The organism is Streptomyces sp. GLSS-08 (assembly GCF_056387915.1).
Map to the genome: position 1 here is coordinate 15848 of NZ_JBWJAQ010000001.1, position 23432 is coordinate 39279.

At 71.3% G+C, this 23432-nt stretch carries 21 protein-coding genes; 14 read left to right on the forward strand and 7 right to left on the reverse strand.

Annotated features, from left to right (window positions below):
• Positions 1-50: 50 nt before the first annotated feature.
• Positions 51-494, reverse strand: coding sequence for an SRPBCC family protein (locus tag AC0ZLC_RS00070; RefSeq protein ID WP_476749736.1), 444 nt, complete (start codon positions 492-494; stop codon positions 51-53).
• A 158-nt stretch (positions 495-652) separates the two neighbouring features.
• On the opposite strand from AC0ZLC_RS00070, the gene AC0ZLC_RS00075 reads away from it, so the two are divergent.
• From AC0ZLC_RS00075 to AC0ZLC_RS00090, 4 genes are all read left to right on the forward strand, one after another.
• Positions 653-1690 (forward strand): Rv2578c family radical SAM protein, encoded by a 1038-nt coding sequence (locus tag AC0ZLC_RS00075; RefSeq protein ID WP_476749737.1) that lies wholly within the window; start codon positions 653-655, stop codon positions 1688-1690.
• Between the two features lie 177 nt (positions 1691-1867).
• Positions 1868-3454 carry an alpha/beta hydrolase gene (locus AC0ZLC_RS00080; protein WP_476749738.1) on the forward strand — a complete coding sequence of 529 codons (1587 nt, stop codon included), beginning with the start codon at positions 1868-1870 and terminating at the stop codon, positions 3452-3454.
• Positions 3455-3575: 121 nt separating this feature from the next.
• Positions 3576-3974, forward strand: a complete 399-nt coding sequence (locus AC0ZLC_RS00085) for a RidA family protein (protein WP_476749739.1) — start codon at positions 3576-3578, stop codon at positions 3972-3974.
• 20 nt (positions 3975-3994) lie between these two features.
• Complete coding sequence (locus AC0ZLC_RS00090) at positions 3995-4507, forward strand: N-acetyltransferase family protein (protein WP_476750195.1); 513 nt, start codon at positions 3995-3997, stop codon at positions 4505-4507.
• A 37-nt stretch (positions 4508-4544) separates the two neighbouring features.
• Here the strand turns inward: AC0ZLC_RS00090 and AC0ZLC_RS00095 are convergent, their stop codons facing one another.
• Positions 4545-5117, reverse strand: coding sequence for an adenylosuccinate lyase (locus AC0ZLC_RS00095; protein WP_476749740.1), 573 nt, complete (start codon positions 5115-5117; stop codon positions 4545-4547).
• Positions 5118-5486: 369 nt separating this feature from the next.
• Here AC0ZLC_RS00095 and AC0ZLC_RS00100 point away from each other — a divergent pair, with 369 nt between their 5' ends.
• The 9 genes from AC0ZLC_RS00100 to pssA all read left to right on the forward strand — a co-directional run bounded on the left by AC0ZLC_RS00100 (position 5487) and on the right by pssA (position 16422).
• Positions 5487-7292, forward strand: coding sequence for a 3-hydroxyacyl-CoA dehydrogenase family protein (locus tag AC0ZLC_RS00100; RefSeq protein WP_476749741.1), 1806 nt, complete (start codon positions 5487-5489; stop codon positions 7290-7292).
• Between the two features lie 136 nt (positions 7293-7428).
• A complete protein-coding gene (locus AC0ZLC_RS00105) occupies positions 7429-8244 on the forward strand; it encodes a TetR family transcriptional regulator (protein WP_476749742.1) in 816 nt (271 codons plus the stop codon).
• Positions 8245-8683: 439 nt separating this feature from the next.
• A complete protein-coding gene (gene ccrA, locus AC0ZLC_RS00110; RefSeq protein ID WP_476749743.1) occupies positions 8684-10021 on the forward strand; it encodes a crotonyl-CoA carboxylase/reductase in 1338 nt (445 codons plus the stop codon).
• 9 nt (positions 10022-10030) lie between these two features.
• Positions 10031-12058 carry a protein meaA gene (locus tag AC0ZLC_RS00115; protein WP_476749744.1) on the forward strand — a complete coding sequence of 676 codons (2028 nt, stop codon included), beginning with the start codon at positions 10031-10033 and terminating at the stop codon, positions 12056-12058.
• On the forward strand, positions 12055-13029 hold the full coding sequence (locus tag AC0ZLC_RS00120; RefSeq protein WP_476749745.1) for an HpcH/HpaI aldolase/citrate lyase family protein: 975 nt from the start codon (positions 12055-12057) through the stop codon (positions 13027-13029). The genes AC0ZLC_RS00115 and AC0ZLC_RS00120 overlap by 4 nt, the downstream gene beginning before the upstream one ends.
• Before the next feature lie 5 nt (positions 13030-13034).
• Positions 13035-13547 carry a MaoC family dehydratase gene (locus tag AC0ZLC_RS00125; RefSeq protein ID WP_476749746.1) on the forward strand — a complete coding sequence of 171 codons (513 nt, stop codon included), beginning with the start codon at positions 13035-13037 and terminating at the stop codon, positions 13545-13547.
• 2 nt (positions 13548-13549) lie between these two features.
• Positions 13550-14755: an acyl-CoA dehydrogenase family protein gene (locus AC0ZLC_RS00130; protein ID WP_476749747.1), complete on the forward strand. Its 1206-nt coding sequence runs from the start codon at positions 13550-13552 to the stop codon at positions 14753-14755.
• Positions 14756-14924: 169 nt separating this feature from the next.
• The gene (locus tag AC0ZLC_RS00135; protein WP_476749748.1) at positions 14925-15581 is read left to right on the forward strand and encodes a phosphatidylserine decarboxylase; all 657 of its coding nucleotides are present in this window, start codon (positions 14925-14927) and stop codon (positions 15579-15581) included.
• Positions 15568-16422 carry a CDP-diacylglycerol--serine O-phosphatidyltransferase gene (gene pssA, locus AC0ZLC_RS00140; protein ID WP_476749749.1) on the forward strand — a complete coding sequence of 285 codons (855 nt, stop codon included), beginning with the start codon at positions 15568-15570 and terminating at the stop codon, positions 16420-16422. Before AC0ZLC_RS00135 ends, pssA begins: the two co-directional genes overlap by 14 nt.
• 706 nt (positions 16423-17128) lie before the next feature.
• Here the strand turns inward: pssA and AC0ZLC_RS00145 are convergent.
• From AC0ZLC_RS00145 to AC0ZLC_RS00165, 5 genes are read right to left on the reverse strand one after another with little or no spacing between them, the layout of a single operon-like run.
• On the reverse strand, positions 17129-18412 hold the full coding sequence (locus AC0ZLC_RS00145; RefSeq protein WP_476749750.1) for an ABC transporter substrate-binding protein: 1284 nt from the start codon (positions 18410-18412) through the stop codon (positions 17129-17131).
• The gene (locus AC0ZLC_RS00150) at positions 18409-19518 is read right to left on the reverse strand and encodes a branched-chain amino acid ABC transporter permease (protein WP_476749751.1); all 1110 of its coding nucleotides are present in this window, start codon (positions 19516-19518) and stop codon (positions 18409-18411) included. The genes AC0ZLC_RS00145 and AC0ZLC_RS00150 overlap by 4 nt, the downstream gene beginning before the upstream one ends.
• Complete coding sequence (locus AC0ZLC_RS00155) at positions 19511-20401, reverse strand: branched-chain amino acid ABC transporter permease (RefSeq protein ID WP_476749752.1); 891 nt, start codon at positions 20399-20401, stop codon at positions 19511-19513. Before AC0ZLC_RS00155 ends, AC0ZLC_RS00150 begins: the two co-directional genes overlap by 8 nt.
• Entirely contained in the window at positions 20398-21213 is an 816-nt protein-coding gene (locus tag AC0ZLC_RS00160; RefSeq protein ID WP_476749753.1) for an ABC transporter ATP-binding protein, read from the reverse strand. Before AC0ZLC_RS00160 ends, AC0ZLC_RS00155 begins: the two co-directional genes overlap by 4 nt.
• 8 nt (positions 21214-21221) lie before the next feature.
• On the reverse strand, positions 21222-22028 hold the full coding sequence (locus AC0ZLC_RS00165; protein WP_476749754.1) for an ABC transporter ATP-binding protein: 807 nt from the start codon (positions 22026-22028) through the stop codon (positions 21222-21224).
• 197 nt (positions 22029-22225) lie between these two features.
• Between AC0ZLC_RS00165 and AC0ZLC_RS00170 the strand changes: the two genes are divergently transcribed.
• Positions 22226-23431, forward strand: coding sequence for a PucR family transcriptional regulator (locus tag AC0ZLC_RS00170; protein WP_476749755.1), 1206 nt, complete (start codon positions 22226-22228; stop codon positions 23429-23431).
• The last annotated feature ends 1 nt before the right edge of the window (position 23432 follow it).

Below are 23432 nucleotides of genomic sequence, written 5' to 3' on the forward strand. Positions count from 1 at the left end.
CGGAGAGTCAAGTCCGGGCCCCGGAGCAGCAGTTCCGAGTCGCCGCTCGGCTACTTCTCGACCTCGGCGGCGAGGTTGGCGAGTTCCGCGTCGTAGATCCGGGCGAGGCCCTTGGGTGCGAAGGTCCTCTCGAAGAAGCCGCCGATGCCCCCGGCGCCGTTCCAGACGGTGGTGACGACGACGCGCGCCCTGCCCTCGCCGGCCGGGGTGACGCGCCAGGTGGTGACCATCGAGGAGTTGCGGTCCTTCTCGACGAGCTCACCGTCGGCCGGCTCGCTGACCTCGAGCAGGCAGTCGCGCACCCGCTTGCTGGTGGCCTGGAGCTTCCAGTGCACGAGGGTGCCCTCGCCGTCGCCGCCCTCACGCACCTCGTACTCGCTGAAGTGCTCGGGCAGCACCTTCGCGCGCGTGCCGCTGTAGTCGGCCAGGGCGTCGAAGACCGCCTCCGCACCCGCCGCGATGACCCGTTCCGTGGTGGCCTCGACCTGCGCCATTGACTTCCTCCAGCACTTGGTTTTCCGGGGTGTGCCGCAAGCCAACCACCCGGCGCCCGGGCGGCCCAAATCGGGGTCCTGCCGGGGCGCGGAAACCGGTTCGCACGATCAAGGGAACATGTGTTCTATTCTGGGGCCAGTGCTACCTAGGAGGACTCATGCGCTGGGAGAACCTCACGGCCGACCCCGACGGGGACCGTGCCCGGGACGCCGCGCTGTTCGGCGCGGACGCGGTGACCACCCGCACCTTCGACAGCCCGGAGTTCCGCGGGATCACCTTCCACGAGATCCGGGCCCGCTCGATCGTGAACCGGGTGCCGGGCGCCTCCCGCATGCCCTTCGAGTGGACCGTCAACCCGTACCGGGGCTGCACGCACGCGTGTGTGTACTGCTTCGCCCGCAAGACGCACAGTTACCTGGACCTCGACACCGGCCTCGGCTTCGACTCCCAGATCGTGGTCAAGGTCAACGCACCCGAGCTGCTGCGCCGCCGGCTCGCCTCGGACCGCTGGCACGGCGAGCACATCGCGATGGGCACCAACGTCGACTGCTACCAGCGGGCGGAGGGCCGCTACCGGCTGATGCCCGGCATCATCGGCGCCCTGCGCGACCACGCGAACCCCTTCTCCATCCTGACGAAGGGCACGCTGATCCTGCGCGACCTCGACCTGCTCAAGCAGGCGGCCGAGGTCACCGACGTGGGCATCTCCGTGTCGGTGGGCTTCACCGACCCCGAGCTGTGGCGCACCGTCGAACCCGGCACCCCGGCCCCGGAGCGGCGCCTGGACGCGGTCCGCACGCTGAGCGGACACGGCATCGCGTGCGGGGTCCTGATGGCGCCGGTGATCCCCTTCCTCGGCGACCGTCCAGACCAACTCCGCGCCACGGTACGGGCGATCGCGGCTTCCGGGGCCACCTCGGTGACTCCGCTCGTGCTGCACCTGCGGCCGGGGGCCCGGGAGTGGTTCATGGCCTGGCTGCGGCACCACCACCCGCACCTGGTGGGCCGCTACGAGCGGCTCTACGCGGAGGGCGCCTACGCACCCAGGTGGTACCAGCGCCACATCACCCGTCAGGTCCACGAACTGGCGCAGGAGTACGGCATCGGACCCGCGCGCGCCGGAGCGGCACGCAGGATCGCCGCACCCGGGCCTGCCCCGGCACCACAGGAGCCGACCCAGCTCACGCTGCTCTGAGCCGGCGCGTACGGGCCCGGGCTCCGCATGCCCGAAGCGGCCCCGCGGCATCCGAGCGCATCCCGCCGCTCAATCGGGTCAAGCCCGCCCAGAACGAGTTCTTCCGGGCCCCCCTTCCGGGACGATACGGCGGAGGCCGTGATGTGCACGGCTCAGCTCCTCCGCCTGGGAGGCCCAATGAAGAAACGCGCAGCCGCTCTGTGCGCCGCCGCCGTGGTGGCCGCGATGCTCGCGCCGGTCCCGGCCGGGGCCGACGCCGGTGCCGCGTCCGTAACGCCCGGCGCCGCGACCGCCGCCCCGAAGCCCGCGTGGAAGAAGTGCGGCACCACCGCCTACCCGACGCTTCAGTGCGCGTCCCTGAAGGTGCTTCTGGACCACACGAACCCCCACGGGCAGCGCATCACCCTCGCGCTGTCCCGCGTCCCGCACACCGCGAAGACGTACCAGGGGCCCCTGCTGGTGAACCCGGGCGGGCCCGGCGGCAGCGGGCGCGCCCTCGCCGGTTTCGTCGCCTCCGCGCTGCCGAGGAAGATCGCGGCGCAGTACGACGTCGTCGGCTTCGACCCGCGCGGAGTCGGTGCGAGCAGACCGGCTCTGAACTGCCGCCCGAAGCACTTCGCGCCGGTGCGGCCCGACTCCGTTCCGCTCGCCCCGGCCGTCGAGAGGGCCGGCCTCGTCCGCGCCAAGGCCTTCGCCGAGGCCTGCGGCACCACGTACGCGGACGTGCTGCCCCACATCGACACGGTGAGCACGGCCCGGGACATGGACGCGATCCGGCGGGCACTGGGCGCCGGGAGGATCAACTACCTCGGGTACTCGTACGGCACCTACCTGGGCACCGTGTACGCGAAGCTGTACCCGGAACGGGTGCGCCGTCTGGTGCTGGACTCCGTCGTCGACCCCACGGGGGTCTGGTACGACGACAACATCCAGCAGGACCGCGCCTTCAACGACCGGCACCTGGCGTTCATGGCCTGGGTCGCGAAGCACGACAGGACGTACGGACTCGGCACCGATCCGGCCGGTGTCGAGGCGAAGTGGTACGGCATGCGCGCGGCGCTCGCGAGGAAGCCCGCGCAGAAGAAGGTCGGCCCCTCCGAACTGGAGGACACCTATCTCCCCGGCGGGTACTACAACGGCTACTGGCCCCATCTGGCCGGGGCGTTCGCGGCCTACGTGAACGACAACGACGCCGGCCCGCTCGTCGAGGCGTACGGGAAGTTCGGCGCGGTCGACTCGGCGGGCGACAACGGCTACAGCGTCTACGCGTCGGTCCAGTGCCGTGACACGTCCTGGCCCCGGGACTGGGAGCAGTGGCGCAAGGACAACTGGGCGGTGCACGAGGAGGCGCCGTTCATGACCTGGAGCAACGCCTGGTACAACGCGCCCTGCGCCTTCTGGCCCGTCGAGCCGCTCCGGCCGGTCGACGTCTCCAACGACGCGCTGCCCCCGGCACTGCTCTTCCAGGCGACGAACGACGCGGCCACGCCCTACCCGGGCGCCGTCGCCGTCCACCACCAGCTGCGCGACTCCAGCCTGGTGGTGGAGGAGCACGGCGGGAACCACGGCGTCACACTGAGCGGGAACGCCTGCCTGGACAAGCACCTGGCGGCGTATCTCGACAGCGGTCGGGTGCCGCGCGGTGACGGCGAGGCGGACGCGGTCTGCGAGGCGCTGCCCGACCCGAAGCCGCTGAGCGCGAAGAGGACGGCCGCCGCCTCGCGCGGCTCGACGCTGCACGGGCTGCTCGGCTTCCGCGGCTGACCCGCGGCGTTCCGGCGGCGACACGGGCGGCGGCTCCGGCCGGAACCGCCGGCCGCGCGAGCGGAGCCCGACGGCCGCAGCCGCCATGGGCGTTGTCCGACCCGTGGTCCACCATGGACGCATGAGTGAGCTGACCCGCATTCCCGCCCCCGACGGGGTCGCCCCCGCCGCCGCGTACTCGCATGTCGTCACGGGTACCGGGCGCTTCGTGGCCGTCTCCGGCCAACTCGCCCTCGACGAGGACGGAAAGGTCGTCGGCGAGGGCGACGCCGCGGCACAGGCCCGTCAGGTCTTCGAGAACCTGCGCCGCTGCCTCGCCGCGGCCGGGGCCACGTTCGACGACGTCGTCAAACTCACCTTCTTCGTCACGGACATGTCCTGCATGCCCGCCGTCCGCGCGGCCCGCGACGCCCACATACCGGCCGGCCGCCTCCCGGCCGCGTCGGCGGTCCAGGTCGCCGCGCTGGTCCGCCCGGAGTTCCTGATGGAGATCGAGGCGTACGCGGTGATCGGCGAGTGAGCGGACTCGCCCTCCGCGCCATGACGGGCGCCGACTGCCGCCGGGTGGCCGAGATCCGAGTCCGCGGCTGGCAGAGCGCCTACCGGGGTCTCGTACCGCAGCCGTACCTGGACGCTCTGGACCTGGAGGAGGAGGTCGCGCGGCGGCGGATGTTCTTCGACCGCGGCGGTGACGGTGTGGTGAACGTCGTCGCCGAGCGGGACGGGGACGTGGTCGGCTGGGCCTGCCACGGCCCCTGCCGGGACGGTGAAACCCCCACCGCGGACGCCGAGTTGTACGCGCTCTACGTCCACCCCGACCGGTACGGCGGCGGCGCGGGCCGGGCGCTGCTCGGCGCCTCGGTCGCCCGGTGCGCCGCCGCCGGCCACCCGCGCATGCTCCTGTGGGTGCTCCGGGAGAACCACCGCGCCCGGCGCTTCTACGAGCGGTCGGGATTCGCCCCCGACGGCGCCCAGGAGCCGTTCGAGGCCGACGGCGTCGCGGTCCCCGAGGTGCGCTACGTGCGCGTGCTCGACGGCACGGGGCCCCGCTGAGTCAGGGCATCGGCGGCTGCCACGGCATCAACGGCCGTCACGGCTTCGGCAGTCGGCCCAGGGCCCGGACGGCCGCTTCCGCGAGGGCCGGGTGCGCGAGGCACTCGGTCAGGACGGGGCGGGCGCGGGCGTCGCCCAGCGCGCCCAGCCCTTCCACGCACGCGAGGGCGACCCTGCGGTACGGATCGTGCGGCCGCAGTCTGCGTTCCAGCGTGGTGACGAGCGCGGGCACGGACTCCGGCGCGCGCAGCGCCGCCAGGAGCCGTACCGGATGCAGCGCGTAGGCGACGCGCAGTTCGTTGGTGGCGAGCGCGGCGGCGGCGCGGGCCGTGCGCGGGTCGCCCAGCACGGCGAGCGCGTGCGCGGCGGACGCGCAGCGCTGCGGATCGCGGTGGTTGAGCAGCAGGACGAGGGCCTCGAAGGCCCGCCGGTCACCGGCGGTGCCGAGCCGGAAGGCGACCAGCTCCCGGGCCCAGAGCGGCTGTCCGGGCTCCGTCAGCGCGGCCGCGAGTTCGGCGGGGTCCTCGGTCGCCACGAGCCGCTCGTACGTCGCGGAAGCCCCGGCCTCGGTGCGCAGACGCTCCGTGAGTGATCGCAACTCCTCGTCCATGACGCCGAGCCTAGAGCGGCACCCGGGGCGCGGGGACCTACATCACAAACTGGGGGCTGGCGCGCTCGTTACCGGCCGGTTAAGCTCAGACGAGCGAGTTACCCACTCGCGTTCTGCTTGCGGTGGCCTGGTGACGCAGCCGCCGCGAGTGCCAGTCGGTTCGGTACCTCAGGTACCTCAGTGCGACACGGCTCCGGGACAGGGCCGGTCGGTCTTCACCGCTCCAGGGGCGGCTGTGCTTGCACCCCCTGGACGGCACCGGGCGTGTGCGCTCGTCAGCCCGGCAACACCCGCATCCCACGCACCGTGTGCGCCCCTTCGGCGCACCCGTGTGCTCCTCAGTCGTCACCCTCTTCCTGGAGTCCCGCGATGGCCACTCCCCTGTCCGACACCCCTCTGTCCCCGCTGAAGACCGTCGCCGTCGTCGGCCTCGGCACCATGGGCACCGGCATCGCCGAGGTCCTCGCCCGGGCCGGCCGCGAAGTCGTCGGCATCGACGTCAGCGAAGCCGCGGCCGCCCAGGCCGTCACCGCTGTCGAAGCCTCCACCGCCCGCGCCGTGCAGCGCGGGCGCCTCACGGAGCAGGAGCGCGGCGACGTCCTCGCCCGCTTCCGCACCTTCACCGATCTTCAGGCGGCGGCCGACGCCGACCTGGTCATCGAGGTGACCCCGGAGTCGTACGAGATCAAGCAGCAGGTGTTCCGCGCGCTCGACGAGGTCGTGCGCCCGGAGACGATCCTCGCGACCGGCACCAACGCCCTGTCGGTGACGCGGCTGGCGGCCGACTCGGCCCGTCCGGAGCGGGTGCTCGGACTGCACTTCTTCAACCCGGCCCCGGCCATGAAACTGGTCGAGGTGGTCTCCTCGGTGCTCACCTCGCCGCAGGCCGTCGCCGCGGTCACGGACCTCGCCGTCCAGCTCGGCAAGGAGCCCGTCGCGGTCGGCGACCGTCCCGGATTCGTCGCGGACGGGCTGCTGTTCGGCTACCTCAACCAGGCGGCCTCGATGTACGAGGCCCGGTACGCCTCCCGCGAGGACATCGACGCGGCGATGAAGCTCGGCTGCGGTCTGCCCATGGGCCCGCTCGCGCTGCTCGACCTGATCGGCATCGACACGGCCCGCACGGTGCTCGACGCCATGTACGCGGAGTCCCACGACCGGCTGCACGCGCCCGCACCCATCCTCAAGCAGCTCACCGAGGCGGGTCTGACCGGCCGCAAGGCGGGGCGCGGCTTCTACTCGTACGAGGCTCCCGGCAGCGACACGGTCGTCGGGGACGCGCTGACGCCGGCCGCCGGCGCGTCCAGCGCGCCGGGACGGGACGTGCGCTCCGTCGGCGTCGCGGGCTCCGGCACGATGGCCTCCGGGATCGCCGAGGTCTTCGCCAAGGCGGGTTACGACGTCGTCCTCGCCGCCCGCAGCGAGGAGAAGGCGGCGGTCGCCAAGGCCCGGATCGGCAAGTCGCTCTCGCGCTCCGTCGACAAGGGCCGGCTGACCGCCGAGGCCGCCGCGCAGACCCTGGACCGGATCACCCCGGCCGGCTCGTACGACGCCTTCTCCGACGTCGACCTGGCCGTCGAGGCCGTCGCCGAGGACCTGGAGATCAAGCAGCAGCTGTTCGCCGCCTTCGACAAGGTCTGCAAGCCGGGCGCGGTGCTGGCCACCACCACCTCCTCGCTGCCCGTCGTCGCCTGCGCCCGCGCCACCTCGCGCCCGCAGGACGTGATCGGCATGCACTTCTTCAATCCGGCGCCCGCCATGAAGCTCGTCGAGGTGGTCCGCACCGTGCTGACCGCGGACGACGTGCACGCCACGGTCCGCGAGGTGTGCGCGAAAATCCGCAAGCACCCGGTGGACTGCGGCGACCGGGCCGGATTCATCGTGAACGCGCTGCTCTTCCCGTACCTGAACAACGCGATCAAGATGGTCCAGGAGCACTACGCGACCCTCGACGACATCGACGCCGCGATGAAGCTCGGCGGCGGCTACCCGATGGGCCCGTTCGAGCTGCTGGACGTGGTCGGCCTCGATGTGTCGCTGGCCATCGAGAAGGTCCTGCACAGCGAGTTCCGCGACCCGGGCCTGGCCCCGGCGCCGCTGCTGGAGCATCTGGTGGCCGCGGGCTGCCTCGGCCGCAAGACGGGCCGCGGCTTCCGCGAATATGCCCGGCGCTGAGGCGCGCGAGGACCGGCAAGGGGAGTCCGCCGACTGGGGCGGGCTCCTCGGCCCGGCCGGCGGCCCCCCGCCCGGGCAGGGCGGGGGGATCTGCGCATCCGCGCACTCCGCTGCGCGGATGCAGTACGTTCGGGTCATGTCCCAGCCCGCCAAGTCCTCCCGTACCTCAGCCACGCCCGACGCGCCGGAGAGTGCCGCGGGCAGTCGCGCCGCCGCGCAGCGGCTCAAGATGCGCCGAGAACTGGCGGCGGCGGCCATGGAACTGTTCGCCACCAAGGGGTACGAGGCGACGACCGTCGACGAGATCGCGGCGCAGGCCGGAGTGGCACGGCGTACGTTCTTCCGCCACTTCCGCTCCAAGGAAGAGGCGATCTTCCCCGACCACGACGACACCCTGATCCGGGCGGAGGCGGTGCTCAACGCGGCGCCCGCGCACGAGCACCCGCTGGACACGGTGTGCCGCGGCATCAAGGAAGTCATGCGGATGTACGCCGCGCGCCCCGAGATCTCCGTGTCGCGCTACAAGCTCACGCGCGAGGTGCCGACGCTGCGCGAGGCTGAGATCGCCTCCGTGGCCCGTTACGAGCGGCTGTTCACCCGGTACCTGCTCGGCCACTTCGACGAGCACGCGCACGACGACGACGCCAACGACGATCCGCTGCTGGCGGAGGTCGCGGCGTCCGCCGTGGTCACCGCCCACAACCACGTGCTGCGGCGCTGGCTGCGGGCGGGCGGACAGGGGGACGTCGAGGCCCAGCTGGACCACGCCTTCTCGATCGTGCGGAAGACGTTCGGCTCCGGCATCGGTGCCGGCCGTGACGCCACCCCGCAGACGGCGGCGGCCTCCTCCGCCTTCACGGAAGGGGACGTCCTGGTGACCGTCGCCCGGGTCGACGCCCCGCTGGACCAGGTGATGCGCACCATCGAGCAGGCGCTCAAGGAGCGGTCGTAGCGCCCTCGCCCCCGACTCGCGGCCCGCTGCCGCACCTCAGCGCCGGACGGGCTCTCTTTGAGCCCGTCCGGCGTTTTCGTCCCCATTTTTCAAGGCGACTTGATCGATCATCGCTCACGTGTTACGTAAAGATTTCACCTGAGCGGGATTTCTGGCACTGCGTGCCTTGTCAGGTGACACGGCGTGCCATACGTTGAAGGTGTCCGGGCGGCCGGCGTGCAGAGACCTCACGTACGCCGGCTGTCCCCGCAAGCCTCCCTCGGGCACCGCCCGCGGGTACCCCGGCAAGCGCGCCCGGACGCCTGCGTCACAGGCAACCTTCCGCGCCACAAAGCGCCGCCAGCAGCAACTCCGCCGAACCGACGGCACCCTCACACCCAGCAGCACCGACGTGACCCCCAGCGTCTCCCCTCAAGACGCCATTCGCCGGAGGAACACAGTGAAGGAAATCCTGGACGCGATCCAGTCGCCGGAGTCGACTTCCGCCGACTTCGCCGCCCTGCCGCTCCCCGAGTCGTACCGCGCCATCACCGTGCACAAGGACGAGACGGAGATGTTCTCCGGGCTCGCCACGCGCGACAAGGACCCCCGCAAGTCGATCCACCTGGACGACGTGCCGGTGCCGGAACTCGGCCCGGGCGAGGCCCTGGTGGCCGTCATGGCCTCGTCCGTCAACTACAACTCGGTGTGGACCTCGATCTTCGAGCCGGTGTCCACCTTCAGCTTCCTGGAGCGCTACGGGCGCCTGTCGGAGCTCACCAAGCGCCACGACCTGCCGTACCACATCATCGGCTCCGACCTCGCGGGCGTCGTCCTGCGCACCGGCCCGGGCGTGAACTCCTGGAAGCCCGGTGACGAGGTCGTCGCGCACTGTCTCTCGGTCGAGCTGGAGTCCTCCGACGGCCACAACGACACGATGCTCGACCCCGAGCAGCGCATCTGGGGCTTCGAGACGAACTTCGGCGGCCTCGCCGAGATCGCGCTCGTCAAGTCCAACCAGCTGATGCCGAAGCCGGACCACCTCAGCTGGGAGGAGGCCGCTGCCCCGGGCCTGGTGAACTCCACCGCCTACCGGCAGCTGGTCTCGCGCAACGGCGCCGGCATGAAGCAGGGCGACAACGTCCTCATCTGGGGCGCGAGCGGCGGCCTCGGCTCGTACGCGACGCAGTTCGCCCTGGCCGGCGGCGCCAACCCGATCTGTGTCGTCTCCAGCGAGCAGAAGGCGGACATCTGCCGCGCGATGGGCGCCGAGGCGATCATCGACCGCAACGCCGAGGACTACAGGTTCTGGAAGGACGAGCACACCCAGGACCCCAAGGAGTGGAAGCGCTTCGGCAAGCGCATCCGCGAGCTCACCGGCGGCGAGGACATCGACATCGTCTTCGAGCACCCCGGCCGCGAGACCTTCGGCGCGAGCGTGTACGTCACCCGCAAGGGCGGCACGATCACCACCTGCGCCTCGACCTCGGGTTACATGCACGAGTACGACAACCGCTACCTGTGGATGTCCCTGAAGCGCATCATCGGCTCGCACTTCGCGAACTACCGCGAGGCCTGGGAGGCCAACCGGCTCATCGCCAAGGGCAAGATCCACCCGACGCTGTCGAAGGTGTACTCGCTGGAGGACACCGGGCAGGCCGCGTACGACGTGCACCGCAACCTCCACCAGGGCAAGGTCGGTGTGCTCGCGCTCGCCCCCCGCGAGGGCATGGGCGTGCGCGACGAGGAGAAGCGCGCCAGGCACATCGACGCCATCAACCGCTTCCGGAACGTCTGAGGTCCCCTGATGACAGAGCGTCAGAAGGACCGGCCGTGGCTGATGCGCACCTATGCCGGTCACTCCACCGCCGAGGCGTCGAACGAGCTGTACCGGCGCAACCTCGCCAAGGGGCAGACGGGTCTGTCGGTCGCGTTCGACCTGCCGACCCAGACCGGCTACGACCCCGACCACGTCCTCGCCCGCGGCGAGGTCGGCCGGGTCGGGGTGCCGGTCTCGCACCTCGGTGACATGCGCCGGCTGTTCCAGGACATCCCCCTGGAGCAGATGAACACCTCGATGACCATCAACGCCACCGCCATGTGGCTGCTGGCGCTCTACCAGGTCGTCGCCGAGGAGCAGGGTGCGGACGTCACCAAGCTCCAGGGGACGACCCAGAACGACATCGTGAAGGAGTACCTCTCGCGCGGGACGCACGTCTTCCCGCCGGGTCCGTCGCTGCGGCTGACGACGGACATGATCACCTACACGGTGAACCACATCCCGAAGTGGAACCCGATCAACATCTGCAGCTACCACCTGCAGGAGGCGGGAGCCACTCCGGTCCAGGAAATCGCTTACGCGATGTCCACGGCGATCGCCGTGCTCGACGCGGTGTTCGCGTCGGGCCAGATCCCCGAGGAACGCAGGGGTGACGTCGTCGCCCGCATCTCCTTCTTCGTGAACGCGGGCGTCCGCTTCATCGAGGAGATGTGCAAGATGCGGGCGTTCGGCCGGATCTGGGACCGGATCACCCGCGAGCGGTACGGCATCGAGGATGCCAAACAGCGCCGCTTCCGCTACGGCGTCCAGGTCAACTCCCTCGGCCTGACCGAGGCCCAGCCGGAGAACAACGTCCAGCGGATCGTCCTGGAGATGCTGGCCGTGACGCTCTCCAAGGACGCCCGCGCGCGCGCCGTGCAGCTCCCCGCGTGGAACGAGGCGCTGGGGCTGCCCCGGCCCTGGGACCAGCAGTGGTCGCTGCGCATCCAGCAGGTGCTGGCCCACGAGAGCGACCTGCTGGAGTACGAGGACATCTTCGAGGGCTCGCACGTCATCGAGGCGAAGGTGGCGGAGCTGGTCGAGGAGTCGTTCGCGGAGATCGACCGCATCCAGGAGATGGGCGGCGCGATGGCCGCCGTCGAGTCCGGCTATCTGAAGTCGCAGCTCGTCTCCTCGCACGCCGAGCGGCGGGCCCGGATCGAGGGCGGCACCGAGAAGATCGTCGGCGTCAACGTCTTCCAGTCGACCGAGCCGAACCCGCTCACCGCCGACCTGGACGCGGCGATCATGACGGTCGACCCGACGGTGGAGGCCGGCGTGGTGGCCGCGCTCGGGAACTGGCGCGACAACCGCTACCAGCCGCCGTTCAACCACCCGCGCCCCTGCAAGGCGCTGGAGCGGCTGAAGGAGGCCGCCAAGGGCAGCGAGAACCTCATGGAGGCCACCCTGGAGTGCGCCCGCGCCGGCGTCACGACCGGCGAGTGGGCCGGGGCCCTGCGCGAGGTGTTCGGTGAGTTCCGCGCTCCCACCGGCGTCTCCTCCGCACCCGTCGCGATCGCCGCCGCGGAGGGCACCGCGCTCGCCCTCGTCCGCCGCAAGGTGGAGCTGACGGCGCAGGACATGGGCGTCGGCAAGCTGCGCTTCCTGGTGGGCAAGCCGGGCCTGGACGGGCACTCCAACGGCGCGGAACAGATCGCCGTACGGGCCCGCGACGCCGGGTTCGAGGTGGTCTACCAGGGCATCAGGCTCACGCCCGAGGAGATCGTCGCCGCGGCCCTCGCCGAGGACGTGCACGGCGTGGGACTGTCCATCCTGTCCGGCTCGCACGCCCAGCTGGTGCCGGACGTGCTGGACCGGCTGCGCGAGGCGGGCGCGGCGGACATCCCGGTCATCGCCGGCGGGATCATCCCGAACGCGGACGCCGAACAGCTGCGCGCCGCGGGAGTGGCCGCCGTCTTCACCCCGAAGGACTTCGACATCACCGGAATCATCGGCCGTATCGTCGACGAGATCCGGAAAGCGAACAAGCTCGACCCCCTGGAGGTCCCCGCATGACCAGCCCTGCTCCCCAGGTCAACCGCCTGCGTCCGCGGCGTTCCTGCCTGGCCGTGCCCGGCTCGAACCCGCGCTTCCTGGAGAAGGCCCAGGGCCTCCCGGCCGACCAGGTCTTCCTCGACCTGGAGGACGCGTGCGCGCCGCTCGCCAAGCCGGAGGCACGGCACACCATCGTCAAGTTCCTCAACGAGGGCGACTGGACCGGCAAGACGCGGGTCGTGCGCGTGAACGACTGGACGACCGAGTGGACGTACCGCGACGTCGTCACGGTCGTCGAGGGCGCGGGTCCCAACCTCGACTGCATCATGCTGCCGAAGGTCCAGGACGCGCAGCAGGTCGTCGCGCTGGACCTGCTGCTGACGCAGATCGAGAAGACGATGGGCTTCGAGGTCGGCAGGATCGGCATCGAGGCGCAGATCGAGAACGCGCAGGGCCTGAACAACGTCAACGAGATCGCGCAGGCCTCCCCGCGCGTCGAGACGATCATCTTCGGCCCGGCCGACTTCATGGCGTCCATCAACATGAAGTCGCTCGTCGTCGGTGAGCAGCCGCCCGGCTACCCTGCGGACGCCTACCACTACATCCTGATGAAGATCCTCATGGCCGCCCGCGCCAACAACCTCCAGGCGATCGACGGCCCCTACCTCCAGATCCGCAACGTCGACGGTTACCGCGCGGTGGCCCAGCGCGCCGCCGCCCTCGGTTTCGACGGCAAGTGGGTGCTGCACCCGGGACAGGTCGAGGCGTCCAACGAGATCTTCTCGCCCTCCCAGGAGGACTACGACCACGCCGAGCTGATCCTGGACGCGTACGACTTCTACACGTCCGAGGCGGGCGGCAAGAAGGGCTCCGCGATGCTCGGCGACGAGATGATCGACGAGGCCAGCCGCAAGATGGCGCTCGTCATCTCGGGCAAGGGCCGGGCCGCCGGCATGCAGCGCACCAGCAAGTTCGAAGCCCCGGAGGCCTGAGCAGCATGCAGTTCGGACGCACCTACGAGGAGTTCGAGGTCGGCGCGGTCTACAAGCACTGGCCCGGGAAGACCGTCACGGAGTACGACGACCACCTCTTCTGTCTCCTGACGATGAACCACCACCCGCTCCACATGGACAGCAACTACGCGGAGCGGACGACCGACTTCGGGAAGAACGTCGTCGTCGGGAACTACATCTACTCGCTGCTGCTCGGCATGTCGGTCCCCGACGTCTCGGGCAAGGCGATCGCCAACCTGGAGGTCGAGTCGCTCAAGCACGTGGCGCCGACCTTCCACGGCGACACCATCTACGGCGAGACGACGGTCCTCGACAAGACGCCGTCGAGGTCCAAGAACGACCGCGGCATCGTCCACGTCGAGACCAGGGGCTACAAGCAGGACGGCACGCTCGTCTGCGTCTTCCGCCGCAAGGTGATGGTCCCCACCGAGACGTACATCAAGGAGCGCGGCGGCGAGCAGCCCGGCCGCCCGGAGCTCAAGGCACAGGAGAAGTAGCCATGGCGCGACTCGCCCAGACCGCCGGTCTCACCGACATCCAGCGGGAGATCCTCTCCACCGTCCGCGGGTTCGTGGACAAGGAGATCATCCCGGTCGCGACCGAGCTGGAGCACCGCGACGAGTACCCGCAGGCGATCGTCGACGGTCTCAAGGAGTTGGGCCTCTTCGGGCTCATGATCCCCGAGGAGTACGGGGGTCTGGGTGAGTCGCTGCTCACCTACGCGCTGTGCGTGGAGGAGATCGCGCGCGGCTGGATGTCGGTGTCCGGCATCATCAACACGCACTTCATCGTGGCGTACATGCTCAAGCAGCACGGCACGCAGGAGCAGAAGGACCACTTCCTGCCGCGCATGGCGGCCGGCGACGTGCGCGGCGCGTTCTCCATGTCGGAGCCGGCGCTCGGCTCCGACGTGTCGGCCATCACGTCGAAGGCGGTGAAGGACGGCGACGAGTACGTCCTGAACGGCCAGAAGATGTGGCTGACGAACGGCGGCACGTCGACGCTGGTGGCCGTTCTCGTCCGGAGTGACGAAGGACACCCCGAGGGCACCGCGCCCCACAAGTCGATGACGACCTTCCTCGTCGAGAAGGAGCCCGGTTTCGGAGAGGTCCGCCCCGGCCTCACCATCCCCGGGAAGATCGACAAGATGGGTTACAAGGGCGTCGACACCACCGAGCTGATCATGGACGGACTGCGCATTCCGGCCGATCGCGTACTCGGCGGCACCACCGGCCGCGGGTTTTACCAAATGATGGACGGCGTGGAGGTCGGCCGCGTGAACGTGGCGGCGCGCGGCTGCGGCGTCGCCCAGCGCGCCTTCGAGCTGGGCGTTTCCTACGCCCAGCAGCGGCACACCTTCGGCAAGCAGATCGCCCAGCACCAGGCGATCCAGTTCAAGCTCGCGGAGATGGCTACCAAGGTCGAGGCCGCGCATGCCATGATGGTGAACGCGGCACGCAAAAAGGATTCCGGGGAGCGAAACGACCTGGAAGCAGGGATGGCGAAGTACCTCGCCTCCGAATACTGCAAGGAAGTCGTGGAAGACGCCTTCAGGATCCACGGCGGCTACGGCTTCTCCAAGGAGTACGAGATCGAGCGTCTCTACCGTGAGGCGCCGATGCTGCTGATCGGCGAAGGTACCGCCGAAATCCAGAAAATGATCATCGGGCGCAGGCTGCTCGAAGAGTATCGGCTCCAGGGCTGATTGTCCGGGTACGGGGTGTTTTCTCCGAGAAGAAGATCACACCCCGTGAACGCTCTTCGGCCGCCGACTCGGCTTCCTGGCTTGCCCAGTTGCGGCCCGCGACCGGTACGATTCCGGGAAAGCCGCCGTCCCCCGTTCAGCGCGGCATCATCCGCTACGAAGGTCATCCATGCCCCACAGCCAAACCTCTGCACCTCGCGACAGCCGAGCCGGCGTACGCCTCGCGCGCGGAGCATCGCCGTGGCTTCTCCCGACCGTCGCCACCGCAGCACTCAGCCTCGCCCGCGCGCGCCGCTCCGGCACCGCCAAGGCCGTGGCCGTGCCCGTCACCGCGCTCGCGGCGGGCATGCTGTGGTTCTTCCGCGACCCCGAGCGCGAGATCACCCAGGGCAGGGTCATCTCGCCGGCCGACGGCGTGGTGCAGAGCATCATGCCGTGGAAGGACGGGCGCACCCGCGTCGCGATCTTCATGAGCCCGCTGAACGTCCACGTCAACCGCGCGCCGCTGGCCGGCACGGTGACCTCCGTCGAGCACATCCCCGGTGGGTTCGTCCCGGCGTTCAACAAGGAGAGCGAGAACAACGAGCGCGTCGTCTGGCACTTCGACACCGAGCTCGGTGACATCGAGATGATCCAGATCGCCGGTGCCGTCGCCCGCCGCATCGTGCCCTACGTCCCGCAGGGGACCAAGGTCGAGCAGGGCGAGCGGATCGGCCTGATCCGCTTCGGCTCGCGTGTGGACATCTACCTGCCGGCGGGCGTCGAGGTGGACGTGGAGGTCGGTCAGAAGACCGTGGCAGGGGTGACTCGCATTGACCGTGGTTGATCCCGAGACACAGGCCGGCTGGGTGCCGGAGGCCGACGAGCTGGACGACGCGGAGGACATGCCGCTGTCCATGCGCCTGTCGATAGCGGACACGCTCACGCTCGGCAACGCCACGTGCGGCTTCATGGCGGTGTACTTCACCACCACCGGCATCCTGATCCCGCACCTCACGGGCAGCCAGGAGACGGGCATGGCGCGCCACAGCGCCGCCACGGCCGTCATCCTGATGCTCTGCGCGGCGGTCTTCGACCTGTTCGACGGCCTGGTCGCCCGCAAGCTGCGCTCGTCCCCGATGGGCGCGGAGCTGGACAACCTGTCCGACCTGATCAGCTTCGGCCTCGCGCCGGCGTACTTCGTGCTGGTCTACGGCATGGTCGCCGACGACGCGCACCAGCGGGTGGCGGCGGTCGGGGCCATCGTGGTCCTGCTGGCCGTCGTCCTCAGACTCGCGCGGTTCTCCTGCGTCACGGTCAAGGACGGCACGTTCCAGGGCATGCCGAGCCCCTTCGGGGCACTGACGGTGGTGTCGATCGTGCTCCTGGAGCTGCCCTTCGTGGCCACGCTCCTGGCGATCATCGGCACGGCCTGGCTGATGGTGAGCCGGGTCGAGTACCCGAAGCCGCGGGGTCCGCTGGCGGTGGCGATGCTCTCGTGGATCGTCGCGGCGATGGGTCTGCTGGCGGCCTGGGCGTTCGAGGCCCCCGGCGGGCAGCTCCTGCTCCAGACGGGCTGTGCGCTCCAGCTGGTGCTGGGCGCGGTGATCCCGCTCTTCGCCACGGCGCGGCGGGTGAACACCTTCCGCGACAACCGTCGCGAGGCGCGTGCGGCGCAGCTGCCGTAGACGCCCTGCAAGCACCCGAGGGGCCCCGAACCGGACGGTTCGGGGCCCCTCGGCCATGCGCGGGGCCTGTCTCCCGCCCGCCGTACGGGCGGCCCGCGGCATCAGGGCCCCTCTGGCCCGCTGCGAGCCGTTTCCGCCGCACAAGCAGCTCGCGGCCTCGGGATCCCTCCGGCCCCCTGCGAGCCGTCCCCGCCGCACGGGCGCCCACGCCTCGGCATCCCCTGCGGCCCGCTGCGAACCGTCCCCGCCGCACGGGCAGCCCGCGGCACCTCGGGATCCCTCCGGCCGCCTGCGAGCCGGTCCCTCGCTCTGCGGGCCGCCTCACGGCGTCGAGACCCTCGCTCGGCCCCCTGGAGGGCTTGTCCCGCCGCCGTACGGGGTACGTGCCGCCTACGGCGGTAAAGGGCGTCCCCGGCCCTGAGCCCCGTTCCCTGCCCGCCACCGCAGTACCGGCCGCCTACGGCGTTCCCCAGTCCGCAGGTTCCCGGCGGCCCCGCCCCTCGCCCTGCGGGCCGCCCACGGCGTACGGGGTCCCTGGCCTCCCGGCGTGCCCGCCCCGCCCTACAAGCCACCCACGGCGTTCAGGGTCCACAACTCCCACGCGAGCTTCTCCCGTGTGGCCGGGACGTGGCCGCGCGACGGGGCGGCCGTACGGCCGAGGGGCCCCGAACCGGACGGTTCGGGGCCCCTCGGCGTCAGGAGCCGGTCACCCGCCGGGGGTGTAGCTCTCCGCCGCGGACGCCGCCCCGGGCCCCCGCACGACCTTCGTGCCGCCCACCGCGCTCTTGTCCGGCTGCAGGATGACGCTCTGCTTCGAGGACGGCGCCGCCGGGTCGGAGAAGTTCTGCGGGATACCGAAGCCCGTGTCGACGTTGTCGAGGGTCAGCAGCGCCTTGTCGACGCCCTCCCGGGTCAGGTCCTTGCTCTTGCAGGCCGTCTTCAGTGCCTCTCCGAAGACGGAGGCCGCCGTCCAGCCGGCCACCACGCCGTTGTCGAGCGAGTCCTTCGGGTACGCGGCCTTGTAGTCCTTCACCAGCTTCTTGGCGGCCGGGGTGTCGCCGCCGATGGGCAGGGCGGGCGAGGCCACGTAGTAGTTCTTCGCCAGCGCAGGCCCCGCCTGCGTGGCGAGCAGCTGCGGGGCGAACGCCGAGTTGTTGCCGATCACCGGGACGTCGAAGCCGCCGGCGGCCGCGACCCCGACGAGCGAGGCCGCCTGCCGCGGACCCGCACTGAGCACGACCGCCTTGACACCGGCCTTCTTCAGCGCGGCGACCTGCGCGGTCATGTCGTTGTCGGTCGGCTTGATCTTCTGCTCCACGATCTTGAGCCCGGACTCCTTCGCCATGTGCTTGGAGCCGGCCAGGGCGCTCTCGCCGTAGTCGCCCTCGAAGTACACGTGACCGATCTTGTCGCCCTTCTTGACGCCCTTCTCCTTCATCAGGAAGTCGATGGCGTTGATCGTCTCGACGTCGTAGGTGGAACCGATGACCCGGATGTACGGGCTGCCGAGCAGGGAGCTGGACCACGCCTGCGGCAGCACCAGGCCCTTGTCCTGGCCGTCGACGCGCTTCTTGACGGCGGCGACGAACGGCGAGCCGATGAACTGGGCGAATCCCAGCACCTTCGGTTCCAGCTCGGTGTAGCCGGCCACCGCCTTCTGCGGGTCGTAGCCGTGGTCGCGGATGGTGAGGTCCACCTTGTAGCCGCAGACACCCCCGCCCGCGTTGAGCTGCTTCACGTACAGCTGCTGGGCCTGGGTCACGCTCTTGCCGAGCGTGGCGTAGACGCCGGTCATGTCGGTGAGGACGCCCAGCGTGATGGTCTTGCCGGAGATGCCCTCACCGGTCTTCACCCCGCCCGCGCTCGCCTTGTCCCCGTCGTCGTCCTTGGCCTTGGAGCTGCACCCGGACAGCACGATCAGCGCGGCCAGCGCGCCGGCGGCGGCCCGGGTCGCGTACACCCGTGATCTGCCAGTGGTACCCGTAGTCATCGTTCCTCCACAGAAGTCGTTCCTACGCGACGCCGCGCGGCCACCCTGACCAGGCCGCCCGGCAAGAAGAGCACCACCGCCACGACGGCGGCGCCGTACAGGTACCGGGACGCCTCGCCCGGTGTGATTCCGCCCATGCCCGGCGCGGACACGAGGGGCAGTGCGTCGCTGTACCGGGTCAGCAGCTGCGGCAGCAGCGAGACGAACGCCGCGCCGACCACCGCGCCGGAGACCGAGCCGAGACCGCCGATGACGATCATGGCGAGGTACTCCAGCGAGAGCGTGATGCCGAAGTAGTCGGGCACGGTCCGCTGGAAGATCAGCGCCAGCAGCACACCGGCGAGGCCCGCGTACATCGAGGACAGGACGAAGACCGCGGCGCGGTAGCGGGCCACCGGGACGCCGATCACCCCGGCCGCGATCCGGTGGTCCCGGATCGCGTTCATGGCCCGGCCCGGCCGGCCCCGCAGCACCCCGCGGGCGAACAGCGCGCCGGCCAGCAGCATGACGAGACCGACGTACCAGAGCTTCTCGGCGGAGCCGAAGGGCACGGCCGCGACCATCGTCTCCCGGTCGTCGAAGGTGAGACCGAAGAGGCTCAGGGCCGGCACGTCCCGGCCGTTGAAACCACCCGTGAGGTCCCGCGCGTTGAACAGCACGTGCTGCCCGATGAAGATCAGCGCGAGGGTGGCGATGCCGAGGTAGGCGCCGCGCAGCCGTCCGGCGATGGGGCTGAACAGCCCGCCCGCGGCTCCCGCCACCAGCACGGCGAGGATCACCGCGAGCCAGGTCGGCAGCCCGAGCCCGGTCAGGCCGTCGGAGCCGTCGCCGGCGAACACGCAGTAGCCGTACGCGCCGACCGCGAGGAAGAAGGCGTGTCCCATCGACAGCTGACCGGTCGCGCCGGTCAGCAGGTTGATGCCGATGGCGCCGATCGCGGCGGCCATCGCGAACAGCCCGGCCTGGAGCCAGAAGCGGTCCAGGTAGAACGGGAAGGCCAGCAGCAGGGCCGCCCCGGCGGCCAGGACGTAGGGCCGCGGGCGGGTGAGGCGGGCGGGCCGGCGGCGGACCGGGGCCGTCCCGGTGGCGGTGAGGACCTCAGACACGGGCCAGCTCCTTCGTGCCGAACAGTCCGGCGGGCCGGACGAGCAGGATCGCGACCATCACCAGGTAGGGGGCCAGGTCGCCGAGGCCCCGGCCGAGGAAGGTCAGATCGCTCTGGTAGCCGGTGGCCAGCGACTCGGTGATGCCGACGAGCAGGCCACCGACCAGGGCGCCCGTGGTCGAGTCCAGACCGCCGAGGATCGCCGCCGGGAAGGCCTTCAGCGCGGCCAGCGAGGTGGCCCGCTCCAGCCCCGGGGTGGGGAAGACGGTGAGGAAGAGCGCCGCCACCGCCGCGAGACCGCCGGCCACGGCCCAGGCGCCCAGGGAGACCCGGCCCAGCCGTATGCCCATGAGCGCGGCGGTCTCCGAGCTCTCGGCGGCCGCCCGCATCGCCACGCCCCAGGAGGTGTACCGGAAGGCGAGCAGGAACACCGTGATGAGCAGGGCCGCGGCGACGAACGCGGCGATCCTGGTGTGGGCGAGCGAGATCGGTCCGATCCGGAGCACCGCGTCGCCCCAGGGGTCGCCGGGTGACAGGACGTCGGTACCGATCCGGCGGGTCAGCTCGGTGGTGAGCAGGATGTCGACGCCGATGGTGACGATCGCCAGCACACTGTGGTCGGAGCCCCGGTAGCGGCGCATCACGAGGAACTCGACCGCCGCGCCGACCAGCGCGGCGCCCAGGATGCCCGCCAGCAGGGCGGGCCAGAAGCCGATGTCGTCGTGCAGGACGGCGGTGACGTACCCGCCGGCGAGCAGCAGCGAGGCGTGCGCGAAGTTGACGACCTCGGTGGCCCGGAAGATGACCACGAAGCCGAGTGCGATGAGCGCGTAGACGGAACCCATCGAGACGCCGTTGAGCAGGAGTTCGGCGAAGGTGATCATGAAGCGGTCTCCTCTCCGAGGTAGGCGCGGACCACGGCCGGGTCGTTCTGGACGTCCGCGGGGGCGCCGTCCGCGATCCGGCGCCCGAAGTCGAGTACGGTCACCGCGTCCGCGAGCCGCATCACCACCCCCATGTCGTGTTCCACCAGGACGATCGAGATGCCGAGGCTGTCGCGGACGCCCGCGATCACCGCGGCGGTGCGGCGCCGTTCGTCGCCCGTCATGCCGGCGACCGGCTCGTCGAGGAGCAGCAGGCGCGGCTCCATGCACAGCGCCCGGGCCAGCTCGGCGAGCTTCTGCTGCCCGTACGGGAGGGAACCCGCCGGCCGGTCCAGACAGTCGCCGAGACCGACGAAGTCGGCGATCTCCCGGACGCGTTCGCGGTGCCGGCGTTCCTCGCGGGCCGCCGCGGGCAGCCGGAGCCCCGCGGCCACGAAACCGGCCCGGGTCAGCCGGTGACGGCCGAGCAGCAGGCTGTCCTCGACCGTGGCGAGCGGCGGCAGCGCGAGGTTCTGGAAGATGCGGGCCACTCCGAGCCCGGCGATGCGGTGCGGTAGCAGCCCGGTCAGTTCGTGCTCGCCGAAGCGGACGCTGCCCGCGGTGGCGCGGTAGACACCGGACAGCACGTTGAAGCAGGTCGACTTGCCCGCTCCGTTGGGGCCGATCAGCGCGTGCACGGTGCCCGGACGGACGGTGAAGCTCACGTCGTCCAGGGCCAGCAGCCCGGAGAAGCGGACCGTCAGGCCGCTCACCTCGAGGGCGGGGACGTCGGCGGTTCCGGTGCCGTCGGCAGTTGCGGTCTCGGTCTCCATGGGGCGCGTCATCCCTTCCACCGGGACAGGGCGGGCAGCGCACCGCCGGCTCGTGCGGCGTCGGCGGCCGCGTCCTCGTCGACCACGCCCAGATAGCGCCGGCGCACCTCGTCGGAGGCGGCCAGCTCGTCGGCCGGGCCGGACAGCGTGACCTCGCCGACCTCCAGGACGTAGGCACGGGAGGCGAGGCGCAGCGCGAGGGCCGCGTTCTGCTCGACGAGGAGCACCGAGGTGCCCTGGGCGTTGATCTCCCGCACGGTGTCGGCGATCCGGGCGGCCATCAACGGGGCGAGACCGAGGGAGGGTTCGTCGAGGAGCAGCACGCCGGGCGCCGCCATCAGCGCGCGGCCGACGGCGAGCATCTGCTGCTCGCCGCCCGACAGCAGCCCCGCGCGCTGCTGGGCACGGTCGGCGAGCACCGGGAACAGTTCATGGACGCGGCGCAGGGCGGCGGCCCGGTCCGTGCGCCCGCCGCCCGCGCCGAGCGCTCCGGCCCGCAGGTTGTCCGCGACGGTCATCCGGGCGAACACCTGCCGTCCCTCGGGCACCTGGGACACCCCGGCGGCCACCACCCGGTCCGGAGCCACGCCGTCCAGGCGCCGCCCGCCGAGGGTCACCGTGCCCTCGGTCACCGCGCCTCCGTGGAACGACAGCGTCCGGCACACCGCCCGCAACAGCGTCGACTTGCCCGCGCCGTTGCCGCCCAGCACCGTCACCACGGATCCCTCGGGCACCTCCAGGGACACCCGGCGCAGTGCGCGCACCGGGCCGTATCCGACCGACAGGTCCCGCACGACCAGACCGGAACCGTCCATGGCTTCTCCCTCCTGCTCGTCCTCACTCGCCGACCTCGCTCGATGGCGCTCAGCCCAGCACCGCCGAAGCCGCCCGTCCACGGACGGCCGGCGAAACGCTGCGGGTGACCAGCGAGGGCGGCCGGCCGTTGTGCGCGCGCACAACACCGCGTGTCAGGGGCCTGCCGGGGGCGTCGCACCGGTGGCATGCTGCCGCCATGGGAGCGCGCGGAAGGCGTACCGGTCATGACTGGAAACTGCTCGCGGAAGCCTGTGCCGCGCTGCTGCGGCGGCTGCCGGAACTGGTCGACGAGCACGTGCGGCAGCTGGCGGAGCACTCCCCCGTCTACGGGCAGGTGCTCGCGTACGACCAGCAGTGGCGGGAGGCGGAGGAGGCGATGCGGATCGGGATCGAGACGATCTCCGCGCCCCGGGACGCACCGCGCCGCGACCTGGCGCACGCGGAGGACGCCGGGCGGCGGCGGGCCCAGCAGGGGCTGCCGCTGGAGCTGCTGGTGCACGCGTACCGCAGCGCGGGCTATCTGGTGTGGGACGCGCTGATGGAGGGAGCCGCCGGGAAGGAACCGGAGCGGCTCGGGGCGCTGATGCGCTCGGCGACGATGGTGTGGTCGGCGGTGGACGCCCAGGCCGCGGCGGCGTCGGAGGCGTACCGCGCGACGGAGCTGGAGCTGCGGCGGCGCACCGACGAGCAGTTGCAGGCCCTCCTCGACGCGCTCCTGGAGGGCCGGGAGGCTCCCGGGCTCGCGGCGCGGGCGGCGGCCGGGCTCGACCTTCCGGAGCGGGGGCCCTACGCCGTGGTGGTGCTGCGGGCGGAGCGTCGGGACGGCCGGGAGGCGTTCCACCGGCCGGTGCAGGGGGCCGGGTTCCGGTTCGTGTGGCGGATGCGGGCGGACTGCGAGGTCGGCGTGGTCGCGCTCGGGCCCGGCCAGGATCTGGACGGGGTGGCCCGGGTGCTCGCGGGGCGGTGCGTGGGGCCCGGCGGGATCAGCCCCGTCGTGGCGGGCCTCGCCGAACTGGGGCGGGCCCGGCGCCTCGCCGAACTGGCGCTGCGCACGTGCCCGCCGGACGCGAGCGAGATCGTACGGCTGGACCAGCGGATGCCGACGGCTCTCGTGGTGAGCCAGCCGGAGCTGGCGGGGCGGCTGGTGTCCGACATCTTCGGGGAACTGCTCGCGCTGGAGCCGGCGGACCGGGCGGTGCTGCTGGAGACGCTGGACGTGTGGCTGGCGTGCGAGGGGTCGGCGGGGCGGGCCGCGGGGCGGCTGTACTGCCACCGGAACACGGTCTTCAACCGGTTACGGCGGCTGGAGCAGCTGACCGCGCGGTCGCTGGCGCGGCCTCGGGATCTGATCGAGATGACGTTGGCGTTGGATGCGTATCGGTTGTCGGGGGCGCGGGGGTGAC

Bases quoted from the DNA above. Each gene is read 5' to 3' on its own strand.
- AC0ZLC_RS00070 (WP_476749736.1), bottom strand. From the start codon at position 494: ATGGCGCAGGTCGAGGCCACCACGGAACGGGTCATCGCGGCGGGTGCG.
- AC0ZLC_RS00075 (WP_476749737.1), top strand. From the start codon at position 653: ATGCGCTGGGAGAACCTCACGGCCGACCCCGACGGGGACCGTGCCCGG.
- AC0ZLC_RS00080 (WP_476749738.1), top strand. From the start codon at position 1,868: ATGAAGAAACGCGCAGCCGCTCTGTGCGCCGCCGCCGTGGTGGCCGCG.
- AC0ZLC_RS00085 (WP_476749739.1), top strand. From the start codon at position 3,576: ATGAGTGAGCTGACCCGCATTCCCGCCCCCGACGGGGTCGCCCCCGCC.
- AC0ZLC_RS00090 (WP_476750195.1), top strand. From the start codon at position 3,995: ATGACGGGCGCCGACTGCCGCCGGGTGGCCGAGATCCGAGTCCGCGGC.
- AC0ZLC_RS00095 (WP_476749740.1), bottom strand. From the start codon at position 5,117: ATGGACGAGGAGTTGCGATCACTCACGGAGCGTCTGCGCACCGAGGCC.
- AC0ZLC_RS00100 (WP_476749741.1), top strand. From the start codon at position 5,487: ATGGCCACTCCCCTGTCCGACACCCCTCTGTCCCCGCTGAAGACCGTC.
- AC0ZLC_RS00105 (WP_476749742.1), top strand. From the start codon at position 7,429: ATGTCCCAGCCCGCCAAGTCCTCCCGTACCTCAGCCACGCCCGACGCG.
- AC0ZLC_RS00115 (WP_476749744.1), top strand. From the start codon at position 10,031: ATGACAGAGCGTCAGAAGGACCGGCCGTGGCTGATGCGCACCTATGCC.
- AC0ZLC_RS00120 (WP_476749745.1), top strand. From the start codon at position 12,055: ATGACCAGCCCTGCTCCCCAGGTCAACCGCCTGCGTCCGCGGCGTTCC.
- AC0ZLC_RS00125 (WP_476749746.1), top strand. From the start codon at position 13,035: ATGCAGTTCGGACGCACCTACGAGGAGTTCGAGGTCGGCGCGGTCTAC.
- AC0ZLC_RS00130 (WP_476749747.1), top strand. From the start codon at position 13,550: ATGGCGCGACTCGCCCAGACCGCCGGTCTCACCGACATCCAGCGGGAG.
- AC0ZLC_RS00135 (WP_476749748.1), top strand. From the start codon at position 14,925: ATGCCCCACAGCCAAACCTCTGCACCTCGCGACAGCCGAGCCGGCGTA.
- AC0ZLC_RS00145 (WP_476749750.1), bottom strand. From the start codon at position 18,412: ATGACTACGGGTACCACTGGCAGATCACGGGTGTACGCGACCCGGGCC.
- AC0ZLC_RS00155 (WP_476749752.1), bottom strand. From the start codon at position 20,401: ATGATCACCTTCGCCGAACTCCTGCTCAACGGCGTCTCGATGGGTTCC.
- AC0ZLC_RS00160 (WP_476749753.1), bottom strand. From the start codon at position 21,213: ATGGAGACCGAGACCGCAACTGCCGACGGCACCGGAACCGCCGACGTC.
- AC0ZLC_RS00165 (WP_476749754.1), bottom strand. From the start codon at position 22,028: ATGGACGGTTCCGGTCTGGTCGTGCGGGACCTGTCGGTCGGATACGGC.
- AC0ZLC_RS00170 (WP_476749755.1), top strand. From the start codon at position 22,226: ATGGGAGCGCGCGGAAGGCGTACCGGTCATGACTGGAAACTGCTCGCG.